Raw genomic sequence first — 24,652 nt, 5'->3', positions numbered from 1 at the left:
ACACACTGTACACGTTATGTAGCTGATCGTAAAGCATCCTGCGCTTTTTAGGAAGAGAAAGAAAACCGGTTTTGGCAATGTAAAAGCGCATATGCATAAAAAACAAGCACGTAGATTGAGGATGTTCAACCGTGTACTTGTAGCTTTTTCAGGGATTTATGAGTTTTGGTGTCACACATGCAAATCCGTTCAGCGAACTAGTAATACCGGTCGATTCAACTGAACCGACCGGTAAACCATTTTTATTAATCCATCGTCACCTCAAGGGCCAGACCGCGCAGCTCGTGTACCAACACGTTGAACGATTCCGGAATATTCGGTTTCGGCAGATTTTCGCCCTTCACGATTGCTTCGTATGCTTTAGCCCGGCCCACGACATCATCGGATTTGACGGTCAGGATTTCCTGGAGAATGTGCGATGCCCCGAAGGCTTCGAGCGCCCAAACCTCCATTTCACCAAACCGCTGACCTCCAAACTGTGCCTTACCACCCAACGGCTGTTGCGTAATGAGTGAGTACGGCCCAATCGAACGGGCGTGCATTTTATCATCCACTAAGTGGCCCAGTTTCAGCATGTAAATAACACCCACGGTAACCTTCTGATCGAAACGTTCGCCCGACAACCCGTCGTGGAGATACGTACGGCCAAACGAAGGCAGCCCGGCATCATTCAATTCCGAAACGACCTGGTCTTCCGTTGCTCCGTCGAAAATGGGCGTAGCGTATTTGCGACCCAATTTTAAACCGGCCCAACCGAGTACGGTTTCGTAAATCTGACCCAGGTTCATCCGGGAAGGTACACCCAGAGGGTTCAGAACGATATCGACCGGCGATCCGTCAGACAGGAACGGCATGTCTTCATCCCGAACGATCCGGGCTACAACCCCTTTATTCCCGTGACGACCGGCCATCTTGTCACCCACTTTCAGCTTGCGCTTCTTGGCAACATAGACTTTCGCCAGCTTCACAATACCGGCCGGTAGTTCGTCACCCACTTCGAGCGTAAAACGTTCGCGCTTGAAGCGTCCGGTGATTTCGTTCCGACGGTTATTGTAATTTTTAACCATCTGGGTCAGCAACTTGTTCGTATGCGGATCATCTGTCCATCCTTCGATCAACAGGTCACCCAGCAAGTTTACTTCTTCCGGAACGGAATAGCTGCTTTCGTCACGATACGGGTTTTTGTCCGGGAACAGGTTGTCCGTAATGTTCTTCCGGGTAAACTTAACGCCCTTGCTCGTGATGTTATCGCCGAATTTGTGGTTGATTCCCTGCGAAGTCTTCCCTTCCAGCAACGTCGACATCTTGTTGATCATGCGCTCGCGCACACCAACCAACTCCCGGCTATACCGTTTCATCAACGCCTTGATCTCATCCTTGTGCTTCGAGCGTTCGTCTTTGTTCGGACGCGAGAACAGCTTCGTATCAATGACGACACCTTTCAGCGACGGCGGTGCTTTTTTGGAAGCATCCTTCACGTCACCGGCTTTGTCGCCAAAGATGGCACGGAGCAGTTTTTCTTCCGGCGTCGGATCGCTTTCTCCTTTTGGCGTAATTTTACCAATCAGAATATCGCCTTCCTTCACTTCCGTACCGACGCGAACAATCCCGTTTTCGTCGAGGTTCTTCACGGTTTCTTCCGAAACGTTCGGAATTTCCGCCGTCAGTTCTTCTTCGCCACGTTTGGTATCCCGTACTTCGAGTTCAAACTCTTCAATATGGATCGACGTAAAGATGTCTTCGCGAACAACGCGCTCCGAAATCACAATCGCATCCTCAAAGTTATAGCCCTGCCACGGCATGAAGGCCACCTTCATGTTTCGGCCCAGCGCCAGCTCACCGCCTTCGGTTGCGTATCCTTCGCAAAGCGGTTCGCCTTTTTTCACTTTTTGACCTTTCAGAACCATCGGCCGCAGGTTGATACAGGTATCCTGGTTGGTCCGGCGGAATTTAATCAGGTTGTAGGTCTTCAGGTCGTCGTCAAAGCTGATCAACCGCTGATCGTCGGCCAGATCGTAGCGAACCACAATTTTGGTCGAATCCACGAACTCGATCACGCCGTTTTCTTCGGCAATAACCAGAGCGCGGGAATCAATCGCAACGCGTCCTTCCAGACCGGTTCCGACAATCGGAGCCTGCGGGCGGAGCAGCGGAACGGCCTGCCGTTGCATGTTCGATCCCATCAAGGCCCGGTTGGCATCATCGTGTTCCAGGAACGGAATCATCGAAGCAGCCACCGAAACAATCTGGTTCGGCGCAATATCCATATAGGTAATGCTCGACGGTTCCGAGATGGGGAAGTCACCTTCAAAACGTGACTTGATCCGATCGCCCGTCAGCACCCCTTTCGGATCGACCTGCGTATTCGCCTGGGCGATATAATGCGTATCTTCTTCTTCGGCAGTCAGGTATTTCACCGGAATATCAGGCACGACTTTACCGCTGTCAATAATGCGGTAAGGCGTTTCGATAAAGCCCATGCTGTTGACCTTTGCGTAGACGCAAAGCGACGAGATCAAACCGATGTTCGGTCCTTCCGGCGTTTCAATGGTACACAAACGACCGTAGTGGGTGTAGTGAACGTCACGTACTTCAAAACCGGCCCGCTCGCGCGACAGACCACCGGGTCCGAGTGCCGACATCCGACGTTTGTGCGTCACTTCGGCCAGCGGGTTCGTCTGGTCCATGAACTGCGACAACTGGTTCGTACCAAAGAACGAGTTGATGACCGAGGACAAGGTCCGGGCATTGATCAAATCGACCGGTTTGAAATCTTCGTTGTCCCGAACGTTCATCCGTTCTTTGATCGTCCGCGCCATCCGCGCCAGACCGACGCCAAACTGCGCGTACAATTGCTCACCGACCGTCCGGACGCGCCGGTTGCTCAAGTGGTCAATATCATCGACAACGGCTTTGGAGTTGATCAGACCGATCAGGTATTTTACGATGGAAACGATATCTTCCGTCGTCAACACCTTCGTATCCGGTGCTACATCAAGACCCAGTTTTTTATTGATCCGGTAGCGGCCAACATCGCCCAAATCATATCGTTTGTCCGAGAAGAACAAACTCTGAATGATTTCACGGGCAGTTTGCTCATCCGGAGCCTCGGTATTCCGAAGCTGGCGGTAGATTTGCTCAACCGCTTCTTTCTCCGAGTTGGAGCTATCTTTTTGCAGGGTGTTGTAGATGATGTTGTAATCAGCGACGTTCATATCCTCCTTGTGCAGGATGATCGACTTCTGTCCTGAATCGGTAATGGTGTCGATGTGATCGGCCGCAATAACCGAATCACGCTCCATCAATACCTCATTCCGGCTGATTGACACCACTTCTCCCGTATCTTCATCCACAAAATCTTCCGTCCACGTCCGCAAAACCCGTGCAGCCAGCCGACGGCCTACTACTTTTTTCAGGTTTGCCGGCGTTGCCGGTATCTCTTCAGACAATCCGAACAAATCCAGGATTTCTTTATCCGAACCAAATCCAATGGCCCGCAGCAACGTCGTAACCGGAAATTTCTTTTTCCGGTCGATGTAGGCATACATGACATTGTTGACGTCGGTCGAGAATTCAATCCACGATCCTTTGAACGGAATGATCCGTGCTGAATACAATTTCGTTCCGTTGGTGTGCTTGCTCATGGAGAAGAACACGCCCGGTGAACGGTGCAATTGAGAAACAATTACCCGCTCGGCTCCGTTGATGACAAACGAACCTTTCGCGGTCATGTACGGAATATTTCCTAAAAATACTTCCTGTTCAATGGTCTCGAAGTCTTCGTTATCCGCATCGTTACAGGAAAGCCGTAACTTAGCTTTCAAAGGCACCGAATACGTCAGACCCCGGTCGATACACTCATCGACCGAATATTTCGGGGGATCCACCGAATAATCGATAAACTCCAGCACGAAATTTTCGCGGGAGTCGGAAATCGGAAAATTTTCTTGAAAAACTTTAAACAAACCTTCTTTCGAACGATTATCAGAAGGGGTGTCTAACTGAAAAAAATCTTGGAAAGATTGTATCTGAACATCCAAAAAATCCGGATATTCGATCACTGGTTTGATTTTCGCAAAGCTTATACGCGTGGTTGTTTTCGTAGCCAAGACTTCGTTGCGTTTAGTTATAGTGATCGAGATTGACTCGTCCGCTTACTTTTGGTACACAAAAGGGCGTAAACGGACAACGTAATATACAGGAAAATAGTTTGCTTTCCCGCGTGTACAGCGCAAAACTCCCCAAACAGGAAAAGACCTGACAGATGCCAGGCCTATTCCCGGGGGAGAATGTGATGCCCCAAGCAGGGTTATTTCACTTCAACTTCTGCTCCGGCTTCTTCCAGTTGCTTGCGCAGCGCTTCGGCTTCGTCTTTCGCAACACCTTCTTTCACTGGTTTTGGAGCTGTATCAACCAATTCCTTGGCTTCTTTCAGGCCCAGACCGGTCAGGTCTTTCACCAATTTCACAACGGCCAGTTTGCTGGCGCCTGCTGCTTTCAGGATCACGTCAAAAGACGTTTTCTCAGGAGCGGCTGCCACTTCTTCACCGCCACCACCACCGGCTACCATTACTGGTGCTGCTGCTGCTGGTTCGATGCCGTATTCGTCTTTCAGAATAGCAGCCAGTTCGTTAACTTCTTTTACCGTCAGGTTGACAAGCTGCTCCGCGAACGCTTTCAAATCTGCCATTTTCGTATTCTTGATTAGATTGTTACAAAATTGATTTAAAACTGTACCCAGGGACCGGGGCGATTAGCCGTTAGTCCGTGAGCATTGTATTGCGTCAGGCGGCTTCCCGCTCCGACAGTGTTTTGAGGATACCGGCCAGTTTGTTGCCACCACTCTGCAGACCAGAAATAACATTCTTGGCAGGTGATTGCAGCAAGGCGATAACGTCGCCGATGAGTTCGTTCTTGGTTTTCAGTGTCAACAGCGTCTCCAATTGGTCGTGACCAATAAACAGGCTGTAATCTACCGATGCGCCTTTCAGCTTCAGCTTATCATTACCGGCTTCTTTGCGGTATTGCTTGATCAGTTTGGCTGGAACTTTACCCGATTCAGCGTGGAACATAACACCGGAGAATCCCGTCAATACAGCCTCATCAAAGGAAGCATAATCGGTTTCCAGCGTTTCCAGTGCTTTCCGGATCAGTGTGTTTTTGATAACCCGGTATTCGATACCCTGGTCGAAACACATCCGACGCAGTTTGTTTACTTCGGCAACCGACATGCCACTGGCATCGGTGATATAGAAGTAGGGAACCGTCTTGAACTTCTCGCTCAGTTCCTCAATAATCGCTCCTTTTTCTTCCCGTGTCATGTTACAGTCCTGATACCGTCGTTTTATCAATTACTACACTCGGACTCATCGTGCTTGACAAATGAATCGTTCTTACATACGTACCTTTTGAGGACGATGGCTTCAGGCGCAACAGGGTTGCAATAATTTCCTGTGCGTTTTCGGCCAGTTTGTCCGGGTCGAACGACACTTTACCAATACCGGCGTGAATGATTCCGAATTTATCGACTTTGAAGTCGATTTTACCGGCTTTCACTTCACGAACTGCCTTGCCTACTTCCGGCGTTACCGTACCCGATTTCGGGTTTGGCATCAATCCGCGCGGCCCCAGAACCCGGCCCAGTTTACCAACTTTAGCCATGACGTTCGGCATCGTGATGATCACGTCGACGTCCGTCCAGCCTTGTTCGATTTTGGTAATGTACTCGTCCAGCCCCACGAAATCAGCACCCGCTTCTTTCGCTTCAGCTTCTTTATCCGGTGTGCACAGTACCAATACACGAACGGTTTTACCCGTACCGTGCGGCAGTGTAGCTACACCCCGTACCATTTGATCCGCTTTCCGGGGGTCAACGCCCAAACGAACGTCGATGTCTACGGAAGCGTCAAACTTCGTATACGAGATTGTTTTTAAAATCTCGGCAGCCTGCGCCAATGAGTACTCTTTCGCAACTTCGTATTTGCTCAGAGCATCCTTTTGTTTTTTAGTCAATTTTCCCATTATCTTCTCTGAATTTGACTGCTGAAATTAATTGTCCCAGGGAGCTTTCCCCGATACCGTGATGCCCATACTCCGGGCGGTACCGGCAATCATCTTCATCGCTGATTCGATGGTAAAGGCGTTCAGATCCGGCATTTTCGTTTCAGCAATCTGCCGAACTTGATCCCAGGTTACTGAGCCAACTTTGTTCCGGTTCGGCTGGGCCGACGCGGTTTTGACTTTGGCGGCCTCCATCAACAGGATGGGTGCAGGCGGTGTTTTGATGACAAATTCAAACGATTTGTCTTTGTAGTACGTGATCAGTACCGGAAGGACCATGCCTGCCTTATCCTGCGTCCGTCCGTTGAACTGCTTGCAGAATTCCATGATGTTCAAACCCTTGGAACCCAACGCTGGTCCGATCGGAGGAGAGGGATTGGCAGCGCCACCCTTCACCTGCAATTTCACGTAGCCAACTACTTCTTTTGCCATTGCTTCTGGTTTGTTACGCTAAGCCCTGCGAATGACTGTCCGTCCAGTGGGAAGCATACGACGGCATGGTCTCGGGCATAGCCAGTTAATTTTCCTTTTCTACTTGTGCGTAACTCAGCTCTACAGGGGTATTTCTACCGAAAATTTTGACCACCACATTCAGTTTCTTCCGTTCGTCGAACACTTCTTCGACGGTTCCGATGAAGCCGCTGAACGGGCCATCAACCACTTTTACCGACTCTCCTTTTATAAACGATACTGTAGGTGTTGTCACTTCCTGAGTTACCTCATCGACTTTCCCTAAAATACGGTTTACCTCAGCCTGTCGCAACGGAACCGGTATTTTGGTCGGGCCGTTGGCATTTCCCAGAAAACCCAGAACACCAGGCATGCTGGTAATCAAGTGGGAAACTTCACCGTTGGAGAGATCGGCTGAAATTAAAATATAGCCCGGAAAGAACGTTTTCTCACGAACCCGCTTTTTTCCGTTCCGCATTTCGTATACTTTTTCAGACGGAATCAGAATCTGAGGAACAAAGTCACCCAACCCTTGTCTGGTAATTTCATTTTCCAGATAAGACTTGACTTTCTTTTCCTGGCCAGAAATGGCCCGGACGACATACCATTTGATTCCGCTTTCCATCGTGAATTCGTTACGAATTGTAATTGTTGCTGAATGATTACCAACTCCGAATCACACAGAGACAATTATGACCTGGCATCAAAACGACTGATAAAAAAGGTTCAGCGCGTTTTCAAACAAAAAATCGATGCCTCCTACCAGCAGTGCAAAAATCAGCGATGCAATCAAGACCAATGTTGAGCTGGCTTGCAAATCGCCAAACTTTGGCCATGTAACATTGTGCTGAACCTCCTCCAGGGAGTCTTTCAGAAATGAGGTAACCTTGTCCATCTGTGATGTGATTGGCACGGGTGGAGAGATTCGAACTCCCATCAACGGTTTTGGAGACCGCTATTCTACCCTTGAACTACACCCGTGTTTAGTTAGAAGAAAGAGAAAAGAAGTAAGACAAAAGATGCGAATCAGGCCTTTTATCTTAGCTCTTTTCTCTTTGTTCCGGTTTGCCCGCCGAAACGGACTGCAAAGTTACTAAATATTCAGAAAAAACAAGTGCATTCCTCGAAAGAAATGCACTTGTTTCAATAGCCTTGTATTAGTCGAGGATTTCCGTTACCTGACCTGCACCAACCGTCCGGCCACCTTCGCGAATAGCGAAACGAAGACCTTTCTCCATGGCGATTTTGTTGATCAGGACTACTTCAATCGTGATGTTATCACCGGGCATAACCATCTCAACGTTTGCAGGCAGAGAGATCTCACCCGTTACGTCCGTGGTACGGAAGTAGAACTGTGGACGGTACTTGTTAAAGAATGGCGTGTGACGGCCACCTTCTTCTTTCGACAGAACGTAAACCTCCGCTTTGAATTTAGCGTGTGGTTTTACGGAGCCTGGCTTGCAAATAACCATACCACGGCGGATATCGGTTTTTTCAATACCACGCAACAGCAAACCTACGTTGTCACCGGCTTCGCCACGGTCCAGAATTTTCCGGAACATTTCAACCCCCGTAACAACTGATTTCATGTTTTCGGCACCCATACCCAGAATCTCAACCTGCTCGCCAGAGTTGATGATTCCGCGTTCGATCCGACCTGTAGCCACCGTACCACGACCCGTGATGGAGAACACGTCTTCCACCGGCATCAGGAACGGAAGTTCGGTCTGACGTGGAGGCAGCGGAATGTAGCTGTCAACGTTAGACATCAGATCTTCGATGGTAGCAACCCATTTGGCGTCGCCATTCAGACCACCCAAAGCAGAACCCTGGATCACCGGAATGTTGTCACCGTCGTATTCGTAGAAGCTCAGCAGTTCGCGGATTTCCATTTCAACGAGTTCCAGAAGTTCCGGATCGTCGACCATATCCACTTTGTTCATGAAAACAACCAACTGAGGTACACCTACCTGACGAGCCAGCAGGATGTGCTCGCGGGTCTGGGGCATTGGGCCGTCAGTAGCAGCCACAACAAGAATGGCACCGTCCATCTGAGCAGCACCCGTAACCATGTTTTTCACATAGTCAGCGTGGCCTGGGCAGTCAACGTGTGCATAGTGACGGTTTGCCGTCGAATATTCTACGTGCGAGGTATTGATCGTAATACCACGCTCTCTTTCTTCCGGTGCGTTGTCGATGGACGAGAAGTCGCGTTTTTCGGCCAAACCTTTTTCTGACAACACTTTCGTGATGGCAGCGGTCAGGGTTGTTTTACCGTGGTCAACGTGACCAATCGTACCAATATTGACGTGCGGCTTGGAACGGTCAAAATTTTCTTTAGCCATTGTTGGAAAAGCTTAAATTGAACTGGTTATTTTTAATTGATTGAAATTTGCCGTTTCTGAGCCGTTGAGGGGATTTGAACCCCTGACCTCTTCCTTACCAAGGAAGTGCTCTACCACTGAGCTACAACGGCTTTTGTATACGCAAAACTAAGAAAAATGAATAATGCAGAATGAAAATGATTGACTCGTCATGTTCATTATACACTATTCATTATCTGGAGCGGGAGACCGGGCTCGAACCGGCCACCTGAAGCTTGGAAGGCTACCGCTCTACCAAATGAGCTACTCCCGCTTTTTTTCGTTTCTAATTTTAGTGCCCGCCGTTTCAACCGGAAACGATAAACTCAAAACTATAAACTAACTTCACTTTTACCTGGTGGGGAGTGGAGGATTCGAACCTCCGAAGGCGTACGCCAGCAGATTTACAGTCTGATCCATTTGGCCACTCTGGAAACTCCCCTTTCAGTCCTTAAAAAGCACTTTTTGATGTCACTCAACCAGCACTTCTGCCAACGGAGTTGCAAAATTACATGCTTTTTTTGCTAAGTCAACTATTCGCTTAAAATAAATTTAGCTGAACCAATTTAGTAACAAACAAAAACCGCCACTGGCCTGCGCCAACGGCGGTTTTGCCCTTCAGAAATTCTTATAAACCAATTCCGAAACTCAACGCCCGAACGTTCGGCCCTTTGTTGTCCTGAAACATTGGATTCAGATCGTACTTGATAAAGAAGTTCGTACGGGCAATGCCGATGTGGGCAATGAGGCCGTAGCGAAAATCATTCAGGTAAAAATTCGAGTGCTGCCGTTCTTTGTTGCTATCCTGCTCTTTGATTTTCGTGTAGCTATCGACCCGGTAGCCCGCGTAACCACCGAAACCCAAATGGCCCATCTTACGGCCACTGCTGTTGTAAAAACTGAGCCGTGGCACCACCGGCAGATTCACGGAACAAACCGTCAGTTTACTTTTCTTTAAATCCCGTCCGGCATCCGCAAATACGATTCCCTCAGCCCCTTTCTGCGCAATAACATCGTTTTCAAACATGTAGTTGTTCCACGACACTTCTATTCCGTAATAGAGTTTGAAACCTACGTGCTGGCTCCGGGCAATGGTCGGCATCTGGCTCAAAGCCAGGCTGATGTAACGGGAACCCAACGGCCGCAGCCGGTAGCTTTCGGCGGGATAATTCGGATTAGCGCTCTTTTCAAGCAGGCTGTTCAATCCAATACCGCCCCCCTCGGCGCCCACTTCCCAGTTGTCTTTTTTCCGACGGCGGTTTTGGTTCCGGCTCGACCAGTCCGAGTCGTTATCCGAACGCTCATAACGTCGATCGTCCGATTCTTTGATAGTAACACTCACTTCGCCATCCCGCTGGGTTACAATCAAAACCGTATCCTGCAAATACCGCTGCACCCGGTTTTCGTCGATCACAATGAACGTCTCCCCCGCTTTGGCAGAATCGAGTTTCATGCCCATGTCGCGGATAATTTTATTGATGTCGTAATTGGACAACTGCCGGATTCCTTCTTTGTCGTTGGAGTGGATAACCAGCCGGGTTTTGTTGCCGAATAAAATGACCAGCGAATCGGCTTTCAGACTTTCGGGAGCGGCCCACGCCAAGCTACCGAACAGGATTAGGAGGGTGGTGAATACGGATTTCATGGTTCTATTTGTTGTTTGGATTTTTCTTGAATGCATTGTAGCGTAGGTTCTCATACGAATTGGAAATCTTCTCTTTTCCTTCCTGAACCCGCTCCGACGCCCGGGCCAGCAACGCCCCCGGCTGAACGCCCACCTCTTCCCATTCGACGGGCTCACCGGATTTTATCTTGTTGAACTGGCGCAGCACCCGGCCCAAACGGAAGCGTTTTTTCTTCGGCTGATCCTCACCATTGCGTTCCGTAAACGCAGCGTTTTCAGATTCTGTTGACGCAACCAGCGCCGTTGGTTTGATTTCCGGAGCCGCCATCTGAACCACTAGTGTTCGCTCAGCCGGTTTGGGAGCTTCTTCGGCCGCAAGCAACACTTCTGGTTTCCGAACCTCTTCCTGTGGAATTGAAATGGGCGGTTTTTCATTGACTACCAATTCCTCAGCGGTACGTAGAGCCGGTTTTTCAATCTGATGGCTGTCTTCGTTCTGGCTGCTGCTTCGGCGAACCGCCGGTTTTTCAAACGCGATGACCGGTTTTTCCGCTTCGTCCATCGCTGACGGTTGGTCGGTTTTTGATGGCGAAGGTTGCTGGCCCGGTGCAGACTTTACCGGCGTCTGCTTTGCTATCCGGTTGGTTGCCGGACCAGTTTTGACCGTTTCATCGACCGACCACAACCACCACGAAGCCAACAGCACTACGGCTATACTGGCGGCCGACGCATACCACCAGACAAAAGGCGATTTGCGTTCTTCCTTCGCATTCATTCGGCGCTGGAGTTCTTCCCACGAAGCCCGTTCCGGTTTTACCCTGTGGTCCCTTAACTGGCTGGAAAACAGATCGTCAATAGGATGCTGGCTCATAACTTATTGATTTTTTTTTTACGTCCAACTGCGTCAGCAACCGTTGCAGGAGAGCCCGTGCGCGGTGCAGTTGCGATTTGGAGGTACTTTCGGTAATTCCCAATGATTCGGCTATTTCGGCATGGCTGTACCCTTCGATGGCGTACAGATTGAATACGGTTTTGTAGCCGGCTGGCAATTGTTCGAGCAGATTCATCAGGTCTTCAGCCATCAAATCCTGATCGGCAAACGTGGTATCGGCTTCCGGTGCGGCATCTTCCAGCGCAATTTCGGCCCGCCATTGTTTGTTCTTTCGCAGATACATCAGGGATTCATTCACCATGATCCGCCGGATCCAGCCTTCAAAACTCCCTTCACTCTTGTACTGCCCGATTTTTTCAAAAACCCGCATAAAACCGTCCATCAGAATCTCCTCCGCTTCGTAGCGGTTGGAGACGTAGCGGACGCAGATCGTCAGCATTTTCGACGAATACCGCTCAAACAACGCCTTCTGCGCCCGGCTGTCCGCCCGTTGCAGTGCCGTTATTAGCTGCGCTTCCGTTGAATAGCCGAGTAATCGTCGAATCATGCCGGTTAAGAATCGTTTTCAGGAACAAGATGCAAACCGGGCCGGTCGGGGTTGCACGGTGGGTTGAAATTATTCAAAAAAGAAGCCCGGTCGACTGACCGGGCTTGAGGAAGTTTAAAATTCCGACGTTTTGCCGGGTTCGTAATAGATCCCCGATACAAAATGAAGCCAGACAATGCGGGAAATGCGGAAGTTGATGGGAGTAATCAGAACCAGTGCCGGACAAATGATCAGCACGTAGGTCCAACCGCCCGGGTCGTTGAGTCCGTAGAAAATCAAAAAGCCGAGTAAAAGGGCAACACCGGCCGACAAAACATAACTGACAAACATGGCCCCCCAAAAATAACCGGGTTCAATTTCATACCGCAGACCGCAGTGCGGACAATGCTCATACATTTCATCAAACCGCCGGAGGTTGTAAACCGGGTATTGGAAAACCTTGCCCTGTCTACATCTGGGACATAGCCCCCCGGACACGGCTTGCAATTGCGAGACGTTTGCCATGTTCTTTTTTGCTGGTTCTTATCCAAAGAAAGATGATGATGGCTACCAGCAGATACGGCGTTACCAACAAATAGAGAATACCAGTATTCAAGCCCACCGCAACCTGGTTACGACCGTTGCTCATCGTGCTTTCCACCGTTCCCCGACACATTGCACATTGGGCAAAGGTGTTGGTGAGGGTGAGCATATACAGTACACCAAGTGCCAAAAAGCTTTTCAAGGTTTTCATAGCCCACTGGATTAATGATTGTAATAAGGTGCAATCAATAAATAAACGACAACACCGGTGATGCTGACATACAACCAGATGGGAAATGCCCATTTCACTACGGCCTTGTGTTTGGCAATCTGCCCGCTCAACGCAAAATAAACCGCCCGAAGCACAAACCACACGACGACAATGGACAAACTAATGTGGCTGATCAGCAGAAAGTAATAAACCGGCCGAATCCAGCCTTCTCCACCGAAAGGCGTTGACTCGTTCGACAGGTGGTATAAGACGTAACTCAGCAGAAAAAGAAAACCCAGCGTAAAAGCGACCAGCATGGTTGCCCGGTGGGCTGCGATGTTCTTCTGCTTGATGAAATAAAAGCCCGCCAGCAACAAAACCGCCGTGGCCGAATTGATGACGGCATTGATATGCGGCAGGTAAGTTGTCCAGTCGCCCATATCCACTTTTTGGCGAATTCCTAACAGAATTGCCACTACCACCGGAATCACAACCGCTAGGACGTTAATCAGGCGGCTGTATTTTTTACTTTGTTCAATTTGCAAGGTTACCATACGATGCAGGAGCCTATTGATTGGAATAAATATCTTGTAGCACTCTGATTTCCAGAACCAACCGATCTACATCCGCTTTATCGGTTCCGTTGTAGAAGCCTCGGATGTGGCCTTCGTGGTCTACTAATACCAACCCCTCGTAGAGCGTAAAAGTTTCGTTTTTCCGACCCGTCATCGGGCGCTGTTTAATCCGGTAATATTGTTCGCCCAGGAAGGTCGTTTCCAGCGTATCGGGTTTGGCGATGAGCCATTTTTCAGGCTCTACATCATTTGACGCCATGACCTGCCTGGCTACCGAATCGGCATCGACAAATGACACCAGCCTGACGTCCGGTTTCTGGGAAAAGATGTCCTGCACCCGATTGAGCTGGCTGGATACCTTCGCGCAGGTGCTGTCACACGTCAGACCAAAAAACGAAGCAACGTAAAGTTTGCCTTTGAGAGCAGTCGTGGAGAACGGTTTTTGATCGGGCAAAGTCCCAACAATAGGGGGTATGGTATAGAAAACCGTATCCTGTGCTTCTTTCCCCCAACCCGATTTGTCGGTGGGTCGGGTTTCAATCTTGCCGGTTTTGGCATCGATTACCGGAAAAAAAGTCTGGAGGGCAAACTGATTGTGTCCGAAAACCTTGAGGAAAATAAAAACAAAAGCCGGAACCACCAACAAGAACAGGAGGATTCCGGCCTTTACAAGACGCGCCATTTTATCGTGCCACGAAGATGAAGCCACCCTCCATCAACAGGGCAAGCAACAACCAAACCACGAAGATACAAGGCAAAATGATTGCCCAGATCAGTGATTTAACTTCGTGTTTTAAGTGCATAAATTCACCGACAATGTAAAAGGCTTTTACAATGGTCATCAAGACGAAAATCGACGTTTTCAGAAAACCGGCATTTATTGTAAAAGCGATCAGGAATTCAAAAGCCGTTAAGACCGAAAGGATGATGAATGTTTTCCAGATGGCCTTGGTTTGCGGTTCGGCAATTACACCGGGTTCCGTATCGTGGTGATGTGAGCTATGATCTGCCATGATTGTATCTCAAAATTTTTATACCAGGTAAAAGAAGGTAAAGACAAATACCCAAACCAGATCGACAAAGTGCCAATACAGACCGACTTTCTCGACCATTTCGTAGTGTCCACGACGCTGATACAAGCCGAATGCCGTCCGGTAGAAGATCAGGATATTCAATACGACGCCACTCAACACGTGGGTTCCGTGGAAACCGGTGATAAAAAAGAACAGATCCGCAAAAGCCGGAGGGCCGTATTGGTTCTCGGTGAGGTTAGCACCAAAAATGGTACGTTCGACCCACTGCCCGTTCACGATCTCCCGGATAACCGTTCCTTCGTCGGTTCCGTGAATAAAGTGAGCCCATTCCCAGGCCTGGCTACCCAGGAAAGTCAAACCGCCTAAAATAGTCCACAGCATATATTTCTCTACGGCCGCTTTGTCCATCCGGTGACCCGCTTCTACCGCCAATACCATCGTAACCGATGAGAAAATGAGAATAAAAGTCATGATACCGACAAAAACCAGCGGCAACTCGATGCCGTGGAGAAACGGTACGGCTTCGTATACCTTCTCCGGAATGGGCCAATAGAGGTTCGAGAAATGAAACTCTCCGTGGATGGCCGGATCGTATGCCTGGAAACTGAAGCGGATTAACCCGTAGGTTACCAGCAAGGCAGAAAAGGTGAAGGTATCGGAAATCAGGAAGAACCACATCATGAGCTTACCGTAGCTCACTTTCATCGGTTCTACACCGCCCATCCAGGTTTTCTTGTCGAACACCGGTGCTTCGGTTGTTGCAGTAGCAGCCATGCTTTACGGAAATTGAATCAATTAAAATACAATAAAAAACCAAACAGATAGACCCACAAGATATCTAAAAAATGCCAGTAGGTCATACAAACTTCAAGCTGGGTTAGATTTTTAGCGTGAATCTTCAACTGAAAAGAAGCACGCAGCGCATAGAGAAGCACGATCAAACCGCTAACCAGGTGAAACGCGTGAAGTCCGGTGAAAACATACATGAACGAGCCGGATGGATTACCGACAAAATACACGTTTTGAGCCACCAGATCTTTCCAGCCAATAAACTGCATCACCAAAAATGCCAGCCCGAACGCAAAAGTAATAGAAATTGCTGTTCTCAGGGTTCCAAAATCATCTTTTTTTGCGGCCCGGTATGCCCAATGCATGGAAACGCTGCTGATGAGCAATACCACTGTGCTGTACATAAAAATAGCCGGCATTTCGAATTCCAGCCAGTTTCCTTCTGCCCGACGAACCAGATAGGCACTCGTCATAGCCGCAAACAACATCACAATACTGACCACGAACATCCAGACGATGAACTTTTTAGGGTTCATCGACAAGGTTTCTTCGGGTTCTTCTGCTACAGTCAAAGTCTTAACTAGTTCGCTCATAGTTTGTTACAATTTGTCTAACAAGAAGGCAATTTGAACAATCGGCAAATACAGAAATGATCCGAACATAATCTGTAAAGCCGCCTTGTCCGTCCGTTTTCTCATTAAGTAAAACGTCTGAGTCAGAAATAGAATTCCGCAAACCATCGCAACAATTGCCGAGTTGATCCCCGTCATGCCCAGTTCGTAGGGCAACCAGCCAACCGGCAACAGAAACAGGGTATAAATCATGATTTGCAAAGCCGTTTTTTCGTCCTTGCCACCCGTTGAAGGCAACAGTTTGAAACCGGCTTTTTTATAGTCGTTATCGGCCACCCAGGCAATGGCCCAGAAGTGCGGAAATTGCCAGAAAAACTGAATGGCAAACAAAATGCCGGGTTCCAGACCGTAGTGATTCGTCGCAGCAACCCAGCCAATCATGGGTGGAAATGCGCCCGGCAAAGCACCCACGAAAACCGCAATGGGGCCGACCCGCTTCAGAGGGGTATAGACAAACCCGTACAGCAACAAAGAAAGCACTGAGAGCGCACACGCCCGCAGGTTAAAAACGACAATGAACAAATAGCAGGCAACGACGAAGAGGACAAACGCGAAAATAGCGGCTTCCTGAACCGTTAGCCGACCGGTTGGCAAAGGTCGCCCCGCCGTCCGTTTCATCAATTTATCGTATTCTTTCTCAATAATCTGGTTGATGATGTTTGCCGAACCGGTCATTGCCAGCGAGGCAACGAACAATAATCCCAGCTTTAGCCACTCGATCCGGGTGACGGCGAGGCTGTAGCCAAACATGCCGGATAAAGCGACAAAAGCCGACAACCGAAATTTCAGCAAATCGAAGTACGCTCTTCCTTTTAATGCAAACGCACTGATACCAATGGTTTTGGTTTGTTGCATTTTATAATTTTGAATAAATAGGCTGTTGAACAGCCCGATTTTTTAATAGTTGGTCGGCGTTCAGCACCAGAAGTGCGATAAATTGCAAACCCAGTATTACAATGGCCAACGTGAGGTGAATGGGCTGAGCCGCTGCCGGAACTGCGAAATAAGCCAACACGATACCCGTCAGAATCTCAACCACAACCATAGCCATCAAAGCCGTAATCAGTTGAGAAAGAAGCCCTTTGGTGTTTGTGTGTTTGCGCAACTGGTAAATAACCGCCAGGTGAAAAACCAGTATGACCAAAGAAAAAGACCGGTGAATGTAAAAACGAAAATCCAGGTTGTCGATCCACCGATACCGCTCACTATATCCCAATCGTTGAATAACTTCGTCAATGGATTCGCGCACCTGGGTTCCGATCAACACCTGAACCACGGAAAGAACCATAGCCCAGAGCAAAATCTGATTGACTACCCGTTTGTTTCGGTTTATCGGTTCAACATTGACCCGCCCGGTGTATGAAATTGCCATAACATAGAGCAGGGCAAACACCACCAGGATGGCCAGCAACATGTGCAGGGTTACCAAATAGGGTGCCAATTCCGTTGCGACAACGCGGGAACCCAGCCAACCGTTCAGACCAATCAGCACGAACGAGACGAGGCTCCAATAAAAAACACGTTTATCGTTCTTCAGGTAAGGAATCGAAACCAGGAGCAGGGCAAAAACCAACAAACCGGCAAAGGCACCCAGCAAGCGGTTGACGTATTCGATCCAGGTTTTAACCGGATTGAACTCCACTTCTCCTTTCAGTTTGGCTCCGTAGATTTCCTGATAGTTGGCTGGAAGTTGGGAGACTTCCGTGGGAGGAACCCATCGCCCGAAACACCGGGGCCAATCTGGACAACCCATTCCGGAGCCGGTACTTCTGACAATCCCCCCCGCCAGAATGAGCAGGTAAATGGTGATGACAGTCAGAAGGGCCAGGCGCCGGAACAGGTGCTCACGTTGATTAGTGAGGCTGCTTGAACTGGTCATTGTAGTTCTGTGCCTCAATCTCTTTCTCCAGGGCGATTAACGCATTTTCGTGCGGCAAATTCGATTCCGGCGTTTGAGAGTAGGGAACATTCTGCGGGATGAAATCACTGGTTGCACCCGGTTTGCTGTAGTCATAAGGCCAGCGGTAAACCGGTGGGATTTCGCCCGGCCAGTTGCCATGCCCCGGATGCAGCGGAGTCGTCCATTCCAGGGTGTTCGAATTCCATGGATTGAGTGCAGCTTTCTTCCCTTTGAAAATGCTGTAGAAGAAGTTCCAGAGGAAAATAAACTGCGCCGTAAAGGTGAAAATGGCCGCGATACTCACAAACATATTCAAATCTCCAAACGTGCGGAAGGCTTCATAGGTAGTAAATGAATAGTACCGACGCGGGAAACCGGCAATACCGATATAGTGTAACGGAAAGAACACCAGATAAATCCCGACAAACGTAAGCCAGAAGTGGATATGGCCCAAAGTCGGGTTCATCATCCGGCCAAAGAATTTCGGGAACCAGTGGTACACGCCCGCCAGGAACCCAAAGGCCGAAGCAGCTCCCATTACCAGGTGAAAGTGAGCGACTACGAAATAGGTATCGTGTAATTGAATGTCCAGCGCACTGTTCCCCAGAATAATACCGGTCAAACCGCCTGAGATAAAGAAAGATACCAGACCGATTGAGAACAGCATGGCCGGGGTAAAGACGATGTTACCACGCCACAGCGTCGTGATGTAGTTGAACGCTTTTACCGCTGACGGTACGGCAATGATCAGCGTCAGGAACATGAAGATCGATCCCAGGAAAGGATTCATCCCGGTTACGAACATGTGGTGAGCCCATACGATGAACGCCAGGAAGGCAATCCCGATCATGGACGCAATCATGGCCCGGTAGCCGAAGATCGGTTTACGGGCATTGGTAGCGATAATTTCGGAAGTGATCCCCAATGCCGGGAGCAATACGATGTATACTTCGGGGTGACCCAGAAACCAGAACAAGTGCTGGAACAGAATCGGGCTGCCACCAATGTTTGGCAGCGCTTCTCCGCCAATGTAAATTTCAGACAGGTAAAAGCTCGTTCCCATGCTCCGGTCGAAAATCAGCAGCAGTGCTGCTGACAACAGTACGGGGAATGAAATCAAGCCCAGAATAGCCGTCAACAAGAATGCCCAGATGGTCAGCGGCATTTTGCTGAACGACATCCCGCGGGTCCGCAGGTTGATCACCGTAGTGATGTAGTTGATCCCGCCCAACAATTGCGAGACGATAAAAATCGCCATACTCATCAACCAGAGCGTCATACCCAGACCGGAACCGGACATGGCCTGCGGCAAGGCACTCAAAGGGGGATAGATTACCCAGCCACCGGATGCCGGTCCTGTCTCGATGAACAGTGATGAGAACATCAGAACGCTGGACAGGAAGAAAAACCAGTAGGAGAGCATATTCAGGAATCCGGACGCCATGTCGCGGGCGCCTACCTGCAACGGAATCAGGAAGTTACTGAATGTACCACTCAACCCGGCGGTCAATACGAAGAACACCATGATGGTGCCGTGCATAGTCACCAGGGCCAGATAAAATTCTTTATCAAGCTTACCGGATTCATCGATCCAGCCACCCAGAATAGGCCGAAGCCACTCCAGCGTCATATTCGGAAATCCCAATTGCAACCGGAACAGAACGGAAAGCGATGCGCCAATGATCGCCCAGAAAATGCCCGAAAACATGTATTGTTTTGCAATCGTTTTGTGGTCTTCCGAGAACACATATTTCCTCAGGAAACTTAGCTCTTCGTGGTGGTCATGTTCTTCAACATGAACCGCCGATGATGCTGCGTTCGTTTCAACGGTTGCCATAGTGTATGGTTTTATAGAATCTTTAGGTTAATTGGTTATCGCAACGATGCACTGGTTGTTGCCCCCACTCCCTCTTCAACGGGCGCTGCGGTGCTGTCGGCAGGTGCTGCCGCATCGGCCGGTGCATATTTGGCGGCTTTCGCTTTCAGCTTTTCCGGAACACGAGCCAGATATTCCGGGTTTTTGGTCAACCACGGTTTCTGTTCAGCCATCCATTTGTTATAGGAATCTTCGTCTTCAACAATCAGGGTGGTTCTCATCGAGAAGTGTCCCTGACCGCAAACTTCCGTACAGGCAATTTCGTATTTGAAATTCTGATTACCTGTTTCGTTCCGCATCTGCTCGGTGGTTTTATCCGCAACGAACCAGAACCGCGTCGGCATTCCCGGTACGGCATCCATTTTCACCCGCATGTGCGGAATAAAAACACTGTGCAGTACATCTTTGGCACGAATTTTCAGCAAAACCGGGCGATTCACCGGAATGTGCATTTCGTTGGATACCGTTACGTCGTCGAATGAAGATTCGTCTTCCAGATCGATTCCCAGGCTGTTGGCGGCATCGATGAGTTTGTAATTGTAGTTACCCAACTTATCGTTATCGACACCCGGATACCGCATTTCCCAGTTAAACTGCTTGCCAACGATTTCGATAGCCAGCGCGTTTTCCGGAGCTTCTTTGGTAATGTCCCGCCAGGCACGCCAGCCGGTAAATACCAGCAAAGCCATCACTACGGCCGGAATAACCGTCCAGATCAACTCCAGTTTGTGGTTTTCGGGATAATAGGTGGCCTTATGGTTTTTCCGGTACTGGTATTTAAAGGCAAAGTAAAACAACAGTGCATTGGTCACCACGAAAGCGATGGTGATCACCGACATCGTTAACCAAAACAGGCTATCCGTATGCCGACCGTGTGGGGAAGACGCTTCGGGCAGAAAAAATTTGGAAGCGTGGATAAACGACCAGGCAGCTGCGATGGCACCGCCTACAAAAAAAACAAGAAATAGAAACCCGTTAACCCGGTTGCTCACACTTGCACCTTCGCTTTCCTGGGTTGGGGTATCACCATTGACGCCTTTTAAAACAGAGGTCAATCGCGTCAGTACCAGAATAGCCAGTACAAGAAATACTAACGACAACAGTCCTACAAGGTAAACCATAGCAATCTGTGAATGAATTTGAATACGAAAAGGTACCGATTCTTAAATATCGTGGTGCAAAGATTCTTCCAGCATCGGGTGATTTTTGGGAATCAGGTTTGCTTTCGCCAACTGTGCAGATACCGACCATATGAAGGCACAGGCAAAAATCAGGATCATTCCGAACTCGATTGGCCCAAATCCGCCATGCTCTCCCACCGTTCCGGGCATAATATTCGTGTAGAAGTCAAAATAGTGACCAACAAGAATTCCCCAGCAAGCAACTTTCAAAATGATAGGCGTCCGCTTGGCATCCCGTGTCATTAATACCAGGAATGGAAAGACAAAACAAAGGAAGATATTGATGAAAAACGGGGCCTTATAGATACCGCCATACCCACTAAACCGTTCCCGGTAATAAATGGTTTCCTCCGGTAAGTTGGCGTAATAAATTAACATGAACTGGGCAAACCAGACATAGGCCCAGAAGATACTGAAGGCAAACATGAACTTACCCAAATCGTGCAAATGGCTTTCGTTAACGGCCTTGAGATAGCCTTTTTCACGCAGACTGACAACCACCAGGGTGATGATGGCCAGACCCGTTACGTGCCAGCTTGCGAGGGTATACCAACCGAACATTGTACTGAACCAGTGCGTATCGATGGACATAATCAAATCCCAGGCTGAGGTCGATGACGTAACCGCAAAAACAACCAGGAATGCGGTCGAATATTTTATGCTTTTTTCGTAATACTCCGTTCCGCCCTCCAGATCTTCGTCCAGGGAGAATTTACGGACAATCCGCCATAATGCATACCAGGCTACAAAGTAAAAGATCATGCGGCCTACAAAAAATGGCGTATTAAGGAAGCCTTTTTTTCCGGCAATGATCGGATCGTACTCCGGTCCGCCTACTTCATACAGTCCTTCGTGCGTCCAGTGAAACAAATCGTGGCCGGCAACGAAAAAGGTAATCAGCATGATAACACCCGTAATCGGCAAAAAGGCCGGTAAGGCTTCCGGAATGCGTTTAAATACCGCCGACCAACCCGCTTGCGCCAGGTAGTTGTAGGCGATAAAAAACATACCGATGACGGCTGCTCCGGTGAAATAAACACTGTTTACCCAGACGTTGGCCCACAGACGGGTCGTCCACTTGTATTCATGATGTCCGCCGGCTGCAGCGTGGGCTGCTTCACCGTGTGCAGCGTGTCCGGCAGCACCATGAGCCGCTTCGACGTGTTCGTGTCCGCCACCCCCTTTTGCCGCCAGATAAGCACCAATGCCAACCAGTACAACCCCAGCAATGATTCCGATGGTTAACCGGCGTTTGCTTTCGGCTGTAAATTCAAATTGTTCGTCAAGAGACGGGATTGAATGTGTATGAGCCATTCCTTTGTAAACTATAATGAGTCTTCTATGTACAACTTAACCCCCATTTTGTAATTTCTGGACATAATGCACGATTTTCCAGCGATCTTCGGGCGTTATCTGAGAACCGTGCGGCCACATCCGGTTTCTACCGTGGGTGATCACGTGAAAGATGTGTCCTTCTTTCATGCCCGACATGGAGGCATAATTGGGAACCCCTTTGTACTGGGCAGCTACCAGGCCATCGCCTTTACCGGCTTCACCGTGGCAATGCTGGCAGAAACGGGTGTAATATTCTTTCCCTTCAGCCAGCGTCTTCTCGTTCAGCGGAATGGGGTTAACCAGCGTCCGTTCGGCAATCTCGATGCTATCGGCAGGAATGTTATAAATCATCAGGTCGCTCGTCGTACTGTCACCATCCCCAAACGACGTATTGTAATTACGTCGGGATACGGTTCCTTTTACGGGCAGCCACAAAGCCGTACCAGTTTTACTATAAGGAGTTTTGAACCCATCTACTTGCTTGTATGGCTCATAACCGACCGGTTCGTACATATTAGGAGCAAATTGGCTGCCCGGATTGTCGTGACCCCGCTTGCAGGCGGTTATCGTTAGCATGGCGGCTGCCATCACCAGAAGAGAGCGGTTTAGTCGCGTAAACTTCATGTGTCGTCAGTCGGATTAAAATTGTTTTACATTTACTTCTGCCGCACCCGATGCCCGCAAAACTGAGGCAATCTCTACTTCCGATTGCTTGTTTTTGCTTAGATCGATTGCCATCACAAACTTGTTATCCGTACTGCGCAGATCAAACATCAGTGGTTTCACTGTGGGACCTAAACCGTTGGATACCAGAAACGTACCTACCATGCCAAGCGCCGTAAACAGAACGGTCAACTCAAACATCACCGGTATATAAGCCGGATAGGCGTAGTTATCTTTACCACCGATAATCATGGGCCAGTCGTAGCCCATTGTATAATACGTCAACGACACCATCGTCAGGAAGCCTGTCAGACCAAACAGGAATGCAGCAATCCCGATGCGGGTACGGGGGTGACCTAATGCGACATCAAGCCCGTGAATAGGAAAAGGAGTATAGACTTCGTGAATCCGGACACCCGCGCTTTTGACTTCGGTAACGGCTTTCAGAACGACTTCATCGTCGTCGTAAACGCCTACCAGAAATTTTGCGCTATCGTTATGATGAGACATTGCTATAATAAAATTTGAACCAGTTCTTCAGTTAATGTACTCCCAGTTACTCGGCGTTTTTATTAAAGGTCGGGCTTGTCACGCTTTCGCCTTTGGCAACGCCCGATACTGACTTCGGCAGCTTTTCAGACGCCGACCGGATGATGGCCTTTACTTCGAACATGTTGATTACCGGCAGGAATTTGGCAAAAAGCAGGAAAAGCGTAAAGAACAATCCGAAGGAGAAAATATAATCACCAATGTCGAACATGGTGGGTGAGAACATCGCCCAGCTTGATGGCAGGTAATCGCGGTGCAATGACGTTACGATAATCACAAACCGTTCGAACCACATCCCGATGTTTACGATGACCGATAATACGAACGTCCACGTCACGCTCCGGCGGATTTTCCGTGACCAGAACAACTGCGGAGAAATTACGTTACAGGTCATCATGGCCCAGTAAGCCCACCAGTATGGACCTAACATCCGGTTTAGGAACGCATACCGTTCGTACTCAACACCTGAATACCAGGCAATGAAGAACTCCGTAATGTAGGCAACCCCTACGATCGAACCGGTCAGCGTGATGATTTTATTCATCGACTCGATGTGCTCGAAAGTAATGTAATCTTCCAGTTTGAAAACAACCCGTGTGATCAGCATCAGGTTCTGCACCATGGCAAAACCGGAGAAGATGGCACCCGCAACGAAGTAAGGAGGGAAGATAGTCGTGTGCCAGCCCGGGATGACCGAGGTAGCAAAGTCCATACTTACAATGGTGTGAACCGAGAGTACGAGTGGCGTCGAGATACCGGCCAGAATCAAGCTGATGTATTCGTAGCGCGCCCAGGTTTTAGCTCCGCCGTTCCAGCCTAGTGAAAAAGCACCGTAAATATAGCGGGATACCTTGCTCGTGGCCCGGTCGCGGATGGTCGCCAAATCCGGCACCAGACCCATGTACCAGAAAACCAGCGATACGGTGAAATACGTACTGATGGCGAAAACGTCCCACACCAGCGGTGAGTTGAAGTTTACCCACAAGGAACCAAAAGCGTTCGGCAGCGGCAACGCCCAGTAGGCCAGCCAGGGGCGGCCCATGTGCATCAGAATAAAGCTGGCCGCACAAAGAACGGCGAAGATGGTCATGGCTTCAGCCGCCCGGTTGATCGACGTCCGGTATTTCATCCGGAACAACAACAAAATGGCGGAGATCAGCGTACCGGCGTGACCGATACCGACCCACCACACGAAGTTGGTAATATCCCAGGCCCAGCCTACGGTTTTGTTCAAGCCCCAGACGCCCAGACCTTCCCACCAGGTCCAGAATACGCAACAGGTGCCGTAAATCAATACGACAAACGAAATGACAAAAGCAATTGTCCACTCGCGGGTTGGTTTCCCTTCAACCTGCTTGCAGATGTCTTCCGTCACGTCGGCATATGTCTTGCCCCCGGTTACCAGTGGGGTTCTCACGGGTGATGTAACGTGCATGGTAGTTAATTTTG

At 49.2% G+C, this 24,652-nt stretch carries 26 protein-coding genes and 4 tRNA genes; all 30 read right to left on the bottom strand.

Annotation, left to right across the window (positions count from 1 at the left end):
* Positions 1-245 precede the first annotated feature (245 nt).
* The 30 genes from rpoB to nrfD all read right to left on the bottom strand — a co-directional run bounded on the left by rpoB (position 246) and on the right by nrfD (position 24,638).
* Positions 246-4,109, bottom strand: coding sequence for a DNA-directed RNA polymerase subunit beta (gene rpoB, locus ACS5NO_RS00540; protein ID WP_439413390.1), 3,864 nt, complete (start codon positions 4,107-4,109; stop codon positions 246-248).
* A gap of 200 nt (positions 4,110-4,309) precedes the next feature.
* Entirely contained in the window at positions 4,310-4,690 is a 381-nt protein-coding gene (gene rplL / locus ACS5NO_RS00535; protein ID WP_114406413.1) for a 50S ribosomal protein L7/L12, read from the bottom strand.
* A 94-nt stretch (positions 4,691-4,784) separates the two neighbouring features.
* Positions 4,785-5,321 carry a 50S ribosomal protein L10 gene (gene rplJ / locus ACS5NO_RS00530; RefSeq protein WP_114406414.1) on the bottom strand — a complete coding sequence of 179 codons (537 nt, stop codon included), beginning with the start codon at positions 5,319-5,321 and terminating at the stop codon, positions 4,785-4,787.
* Position 5,322: 1 nt separating this feature from the next.
* Positions 5,323-6,021 (bottom strand): 50S ribosomal protein L1, encoded by a 699-nt coding sequence (gene rplA, locus ACS5NO_RS00525; protein ID WP_114406415.1) that lies wholly within the window; start codon positions 6,019-6,021, stop codon positions 5,323-5,325.
* A gap of 27 nt (positions 6,022-6,048) precedes the next feature.
* Entirely contained in the window at positions 6,049-6,492 is a 444-nt protein-coding gene (gene rplK, locus ACS5NO_RS00520) for a 50S ribosomal protein L11 (protein WP_114406416.1), read from the bottom strand.
* Positions 6,493-6,577: 85 nt separating this feature from the next.
* Positions 6,578-7,135 carry a transcription termination/antitermination protein NusG gene (gene nusG, locus ACS5NO_RS00515; protein WP_439413389.1) on the bottom strand — a complete coding sequence of 186 codons (558 nt, stop codon included), beginning with the start codon at positions 7,133-7,135 and terminating at the stop codon, positions 6,578-6,580.
* A gap of 78 nt (positions 7,136-7,213) precedes the next feature.
* Positions 7,214-7,405, bottom strand: coding sequence for a preprotein translocase subunit SecE (gene secE, locus ACS5NO_RS00510; RefSeq protein WP_114406418.1), 192 nt, complete (start codon positions 7,403-7,405; stop codon positions 7,214-7,216).
* 12 nt (positions 7,406-7,417) lie between these two features.
* Positions 7,418-7,491 (bottom strand) — tRNA-Trp (locus ACS5NO_RS00505).
* 176 nt (positions 7,492-7,667) lie between these two features.
* Complete coding sequence (gene tuf / locus ACS5NO_RS00500) at positions 7,668-8,855, bottom strand: elongation factor Tu (protein ID WP_114406419.1); 1,188 nt, start codon at positions 8,853-8,855, stop codon at positions 7,668-7,670.
* A gap of 59 nt (positions 8,856-8,914) precedes the next feature.
* Positions 8,915-8,986: transfer RNA gene (locus tag ACS5NO_RS00495), tRNA-Thr, on the bottom strand.
* An 85-nt stretch (positions 8,987-9,071) separates the two neighbouring features.
* Positions 9,072-9,147 (bottom strand) — tRNA-Gly (locus tag ACS5NO_RS00490).
* A gap of 82 nt (positions 9,148-9,229) precedes the next feature.
* Positions 9,230-9,315 (bottom strand) — tRNA-Tyr (locus tag ACS5NO_RS00485).
* Between the two features lie 186 nt (positions 9,316-9,501).
* Complete coding sequence (locus ACS5NO_RS00480) at positions 9,502-10,518, bottom strand: outer membrane beta-barrel protein (RefSeq protein WP_439413388.1); 1,017 nt, start codon at positions 10,516-10,518, stop codon at positions 9,502-9,504.
* A gap of 4 nt (positions 10,519-10,522) precedes the next feature.
* Positions 10,523-11,368: a hypothetical protein gene (locus tag ACS5NO_RS00475; RefSeq protein ID WP_439413387.1), complete on the bottom strand. Its 846-nt coding sequence runs from the start codon at positions 11,366-11,368 to the stop codon at positions 10,523-10,525.
* The gene (locus tag ACS5NO_RS00470) at positions 11,349-11,936 is read right to left on the bottom strand and encodes an RNA polymerase sigma factor (RefSeq protein WP_439413386.1); all 588 of its coding nucleotides are present in this window, start codon (positions 11,934-11,936) and stop codon (positions 11,349-11,351) included. Before ACS5NO_RS00470 ends, ACS5NO_RS00475 begins: the two co-directional genes overlap by 20 nt.
* Before the next feature lie 114 nt (positions 11,937-12,050).
* Positions 12,051-12,332 carry a DUF983 domain-containing protein gene (locus tag ACS5NO_RS00465; RefSeq protein ID WP_255516937.1) on the bottom strand — a complete coding sequence of 94 codons (282 nt, stop codon included), beginning with the start codon at positions 12,330-12,332 and terminating at the stop codon, positions 12,051-12,053.
* Positions 12,333-12,384: 52 nt separating this feature from the next.
* On the bottom strand, positions 12,385-12,669 hold the full coding sequence (locus ACS5NO_RS00460; RefSeq protein ID WP_439413385.1) for a hypothetical protein: 285 nt from the start codon (positions 12,667-12,669) through the stop codon (positions 12,385-12,387).
* An 11-nt stretch (positions 12,670-12,680) separates the two neighbouring features.
* The gene (locus ACS5NO_RS00455) at positions 12,681-13,223 is read right to left on the bottom strand and encodes a DUF420 domain-containing protein (RefSeq protein WP_439413384.1); all 543 of its coding nucleotides are present in this window, start codon (positions 13,221-13,223) and stop codon (positions 12,681-12,683) included.
* 13 nt (positions 13,224-13,236) lie between these two features.
* Positions 13,237-13,926, bottom strand: a complete 690-nt coding sequence (locus ACS5NO_RS00450; RefSeq protein WP_439413383.1) for an SCO family protein — start codon at positions 13,924-13,926, stop codon at positions 13,237-13,239.
* 1 nt (position 13,927) lies between these two features.
* A complete protein-coding gene (locus ACS5NO_RS00445) occupies positions 13,928-14,257 on the bottom strand; it encodes a cytochrome C oxidase subunit IV family protein (protein WP_114406427.1) in 330 nt (109 codons plus the stop codon).
* 18 nt (positions 14,258-14,275) lie between these two features.
* On the bottom strand, positions 14,276-15,052 hold the full coding sequence (locus tag ACS5NO_RS00440; RefSeq protein ID WP_114406428.1) for a cytochrome c oxidase subunit 3: 777 nt from the start codon (positions 15,050-15,052) through the stop codon (positions 14,276-14,278).
* Positions 15,053-15,069: 17 nt separating this feature from the next.
* Complete coding sequence (locus ACS5NO_RS00435) at positions 15,070-15,660, bottom strand: cytochrome c oxidase subunit 3 (RefSeq protein ID WP_138993062.1); 591 nt, start codon at positions 15,658-15,660, stop codon at positions 15,070-15,072.
* A 6-nt stretch (positions 15,661-15,666) separates the two neighbouring features.
* Positions 15,667-16,554, bottom strand: a complete 888-nt coding sequence (gene cyoE, locus ACS5NO_RS00430) for a heme o synthase (protein ID WP_439413382.1) — start codon at positions 16,552-16,554, stop codon at positions 15,667-15,669.
* A gap of 1 nt (position 16,555) precedes the next feature.
* Positions 16,556-17,578 carry a COX15/CtaA family protein gene (locus ACS5NO_RS00425; protein ID WP_439413381.1) on the bottom strand — a complete coding sequence of 341 codons (1,023 nt, stop codon included), beginning with the start codon at positions 17,576-17,578 and terminating at the stop codon, positions 16,556-16,558.
* A complete protein-coding gene (locus ACS5NO_RS00420; RefSeq protein WP_138993059.1) occupies positions 17,553-19,436 on the bottom strand; it encodes a cytochrome c oxidase subunit I in 1,884 nt (627 codons plus the stop codon). Before ACS5NO_RS00420 ends, ACS5NO_RS00425 begins: the two co-directional genes overlap by 26 nt.
* 35 nt (positions 19,437-19,471) lie before the next feature.
* Complete coding sequence (gene coxB / locus ACS5NO_RS00415; RefSeq protein WP_439413380.1) at positions 19,472-20,596, bottom strand: cytochrome c oxidase subunit II; 1,125 nt, start codon at positions 20,594-20,596, stop codon at positions 19,472-19,474.
* 42 nt (positions 20,597-20,638) lie between these two features.
* On the bottom strand, positions 20,639-21,970 hold the full coding sequence (locus ACS5NO_RS00410) for a quinol:cytochrome C oxidoreductase (RefSeq protein ID WP_138993057.1): 1,332 nt from the start codon (positions 21,968-21,970) through the stop codon (positions 20,639-20,641).
* 36 nt (positions 21,971-22,006) lie between these two features.
* Complete coding sequence (locus tag ACS5NO_RS00405) at positions 22,007-22,615, bottom strand: c-type cytochrome (protein WP_439413379.1); 609 nt, start codon at positions 22,613-22,615, stop codon at positions 22,007-22,009.
* 15 nt (positions 22,616-22,630) lie between these two features.
* A complete protein-coding gene (locus tag ACS5NO_RS00400) occupies positions 22,631-23,164 on the bottom strand; it encodes a DUF3341 domain-containing protein (RefSeq protein WP_138993056.1) in 534 nt (177 codons plus the stop codon).
* 46 nt (positions 23,165-23,210) lie between these two features.
* On the bottom strand, positions 23,211-24,638 hold the full coding sequence (nrfD, locus tag ACS5NO_RS00395) for an NrfD/PsrC family molybdoenzyme membrane anchor subunit (RefSeq protein WP_439413378.1): 1,428 nt from the start codon (positions 24,636-24,638) through the stop codon (positions 23,211-23,213).
* Positions 24,639-24,652 lie beyond the last annotated feature (14 nt).

Source organism: Larkinella fluvii (assembly GCF_051857545.1).
Lineage (GTDB): Bacteria > Bacteroidota > Bacteroidia > Cytophagales > Spirosomataceae > Larkinella.
The sequence above is the reverse complement of the archived record's forward strand: the minus strand, read 5'-3'. Positions and strand labels throughout refer to the sequence as shown.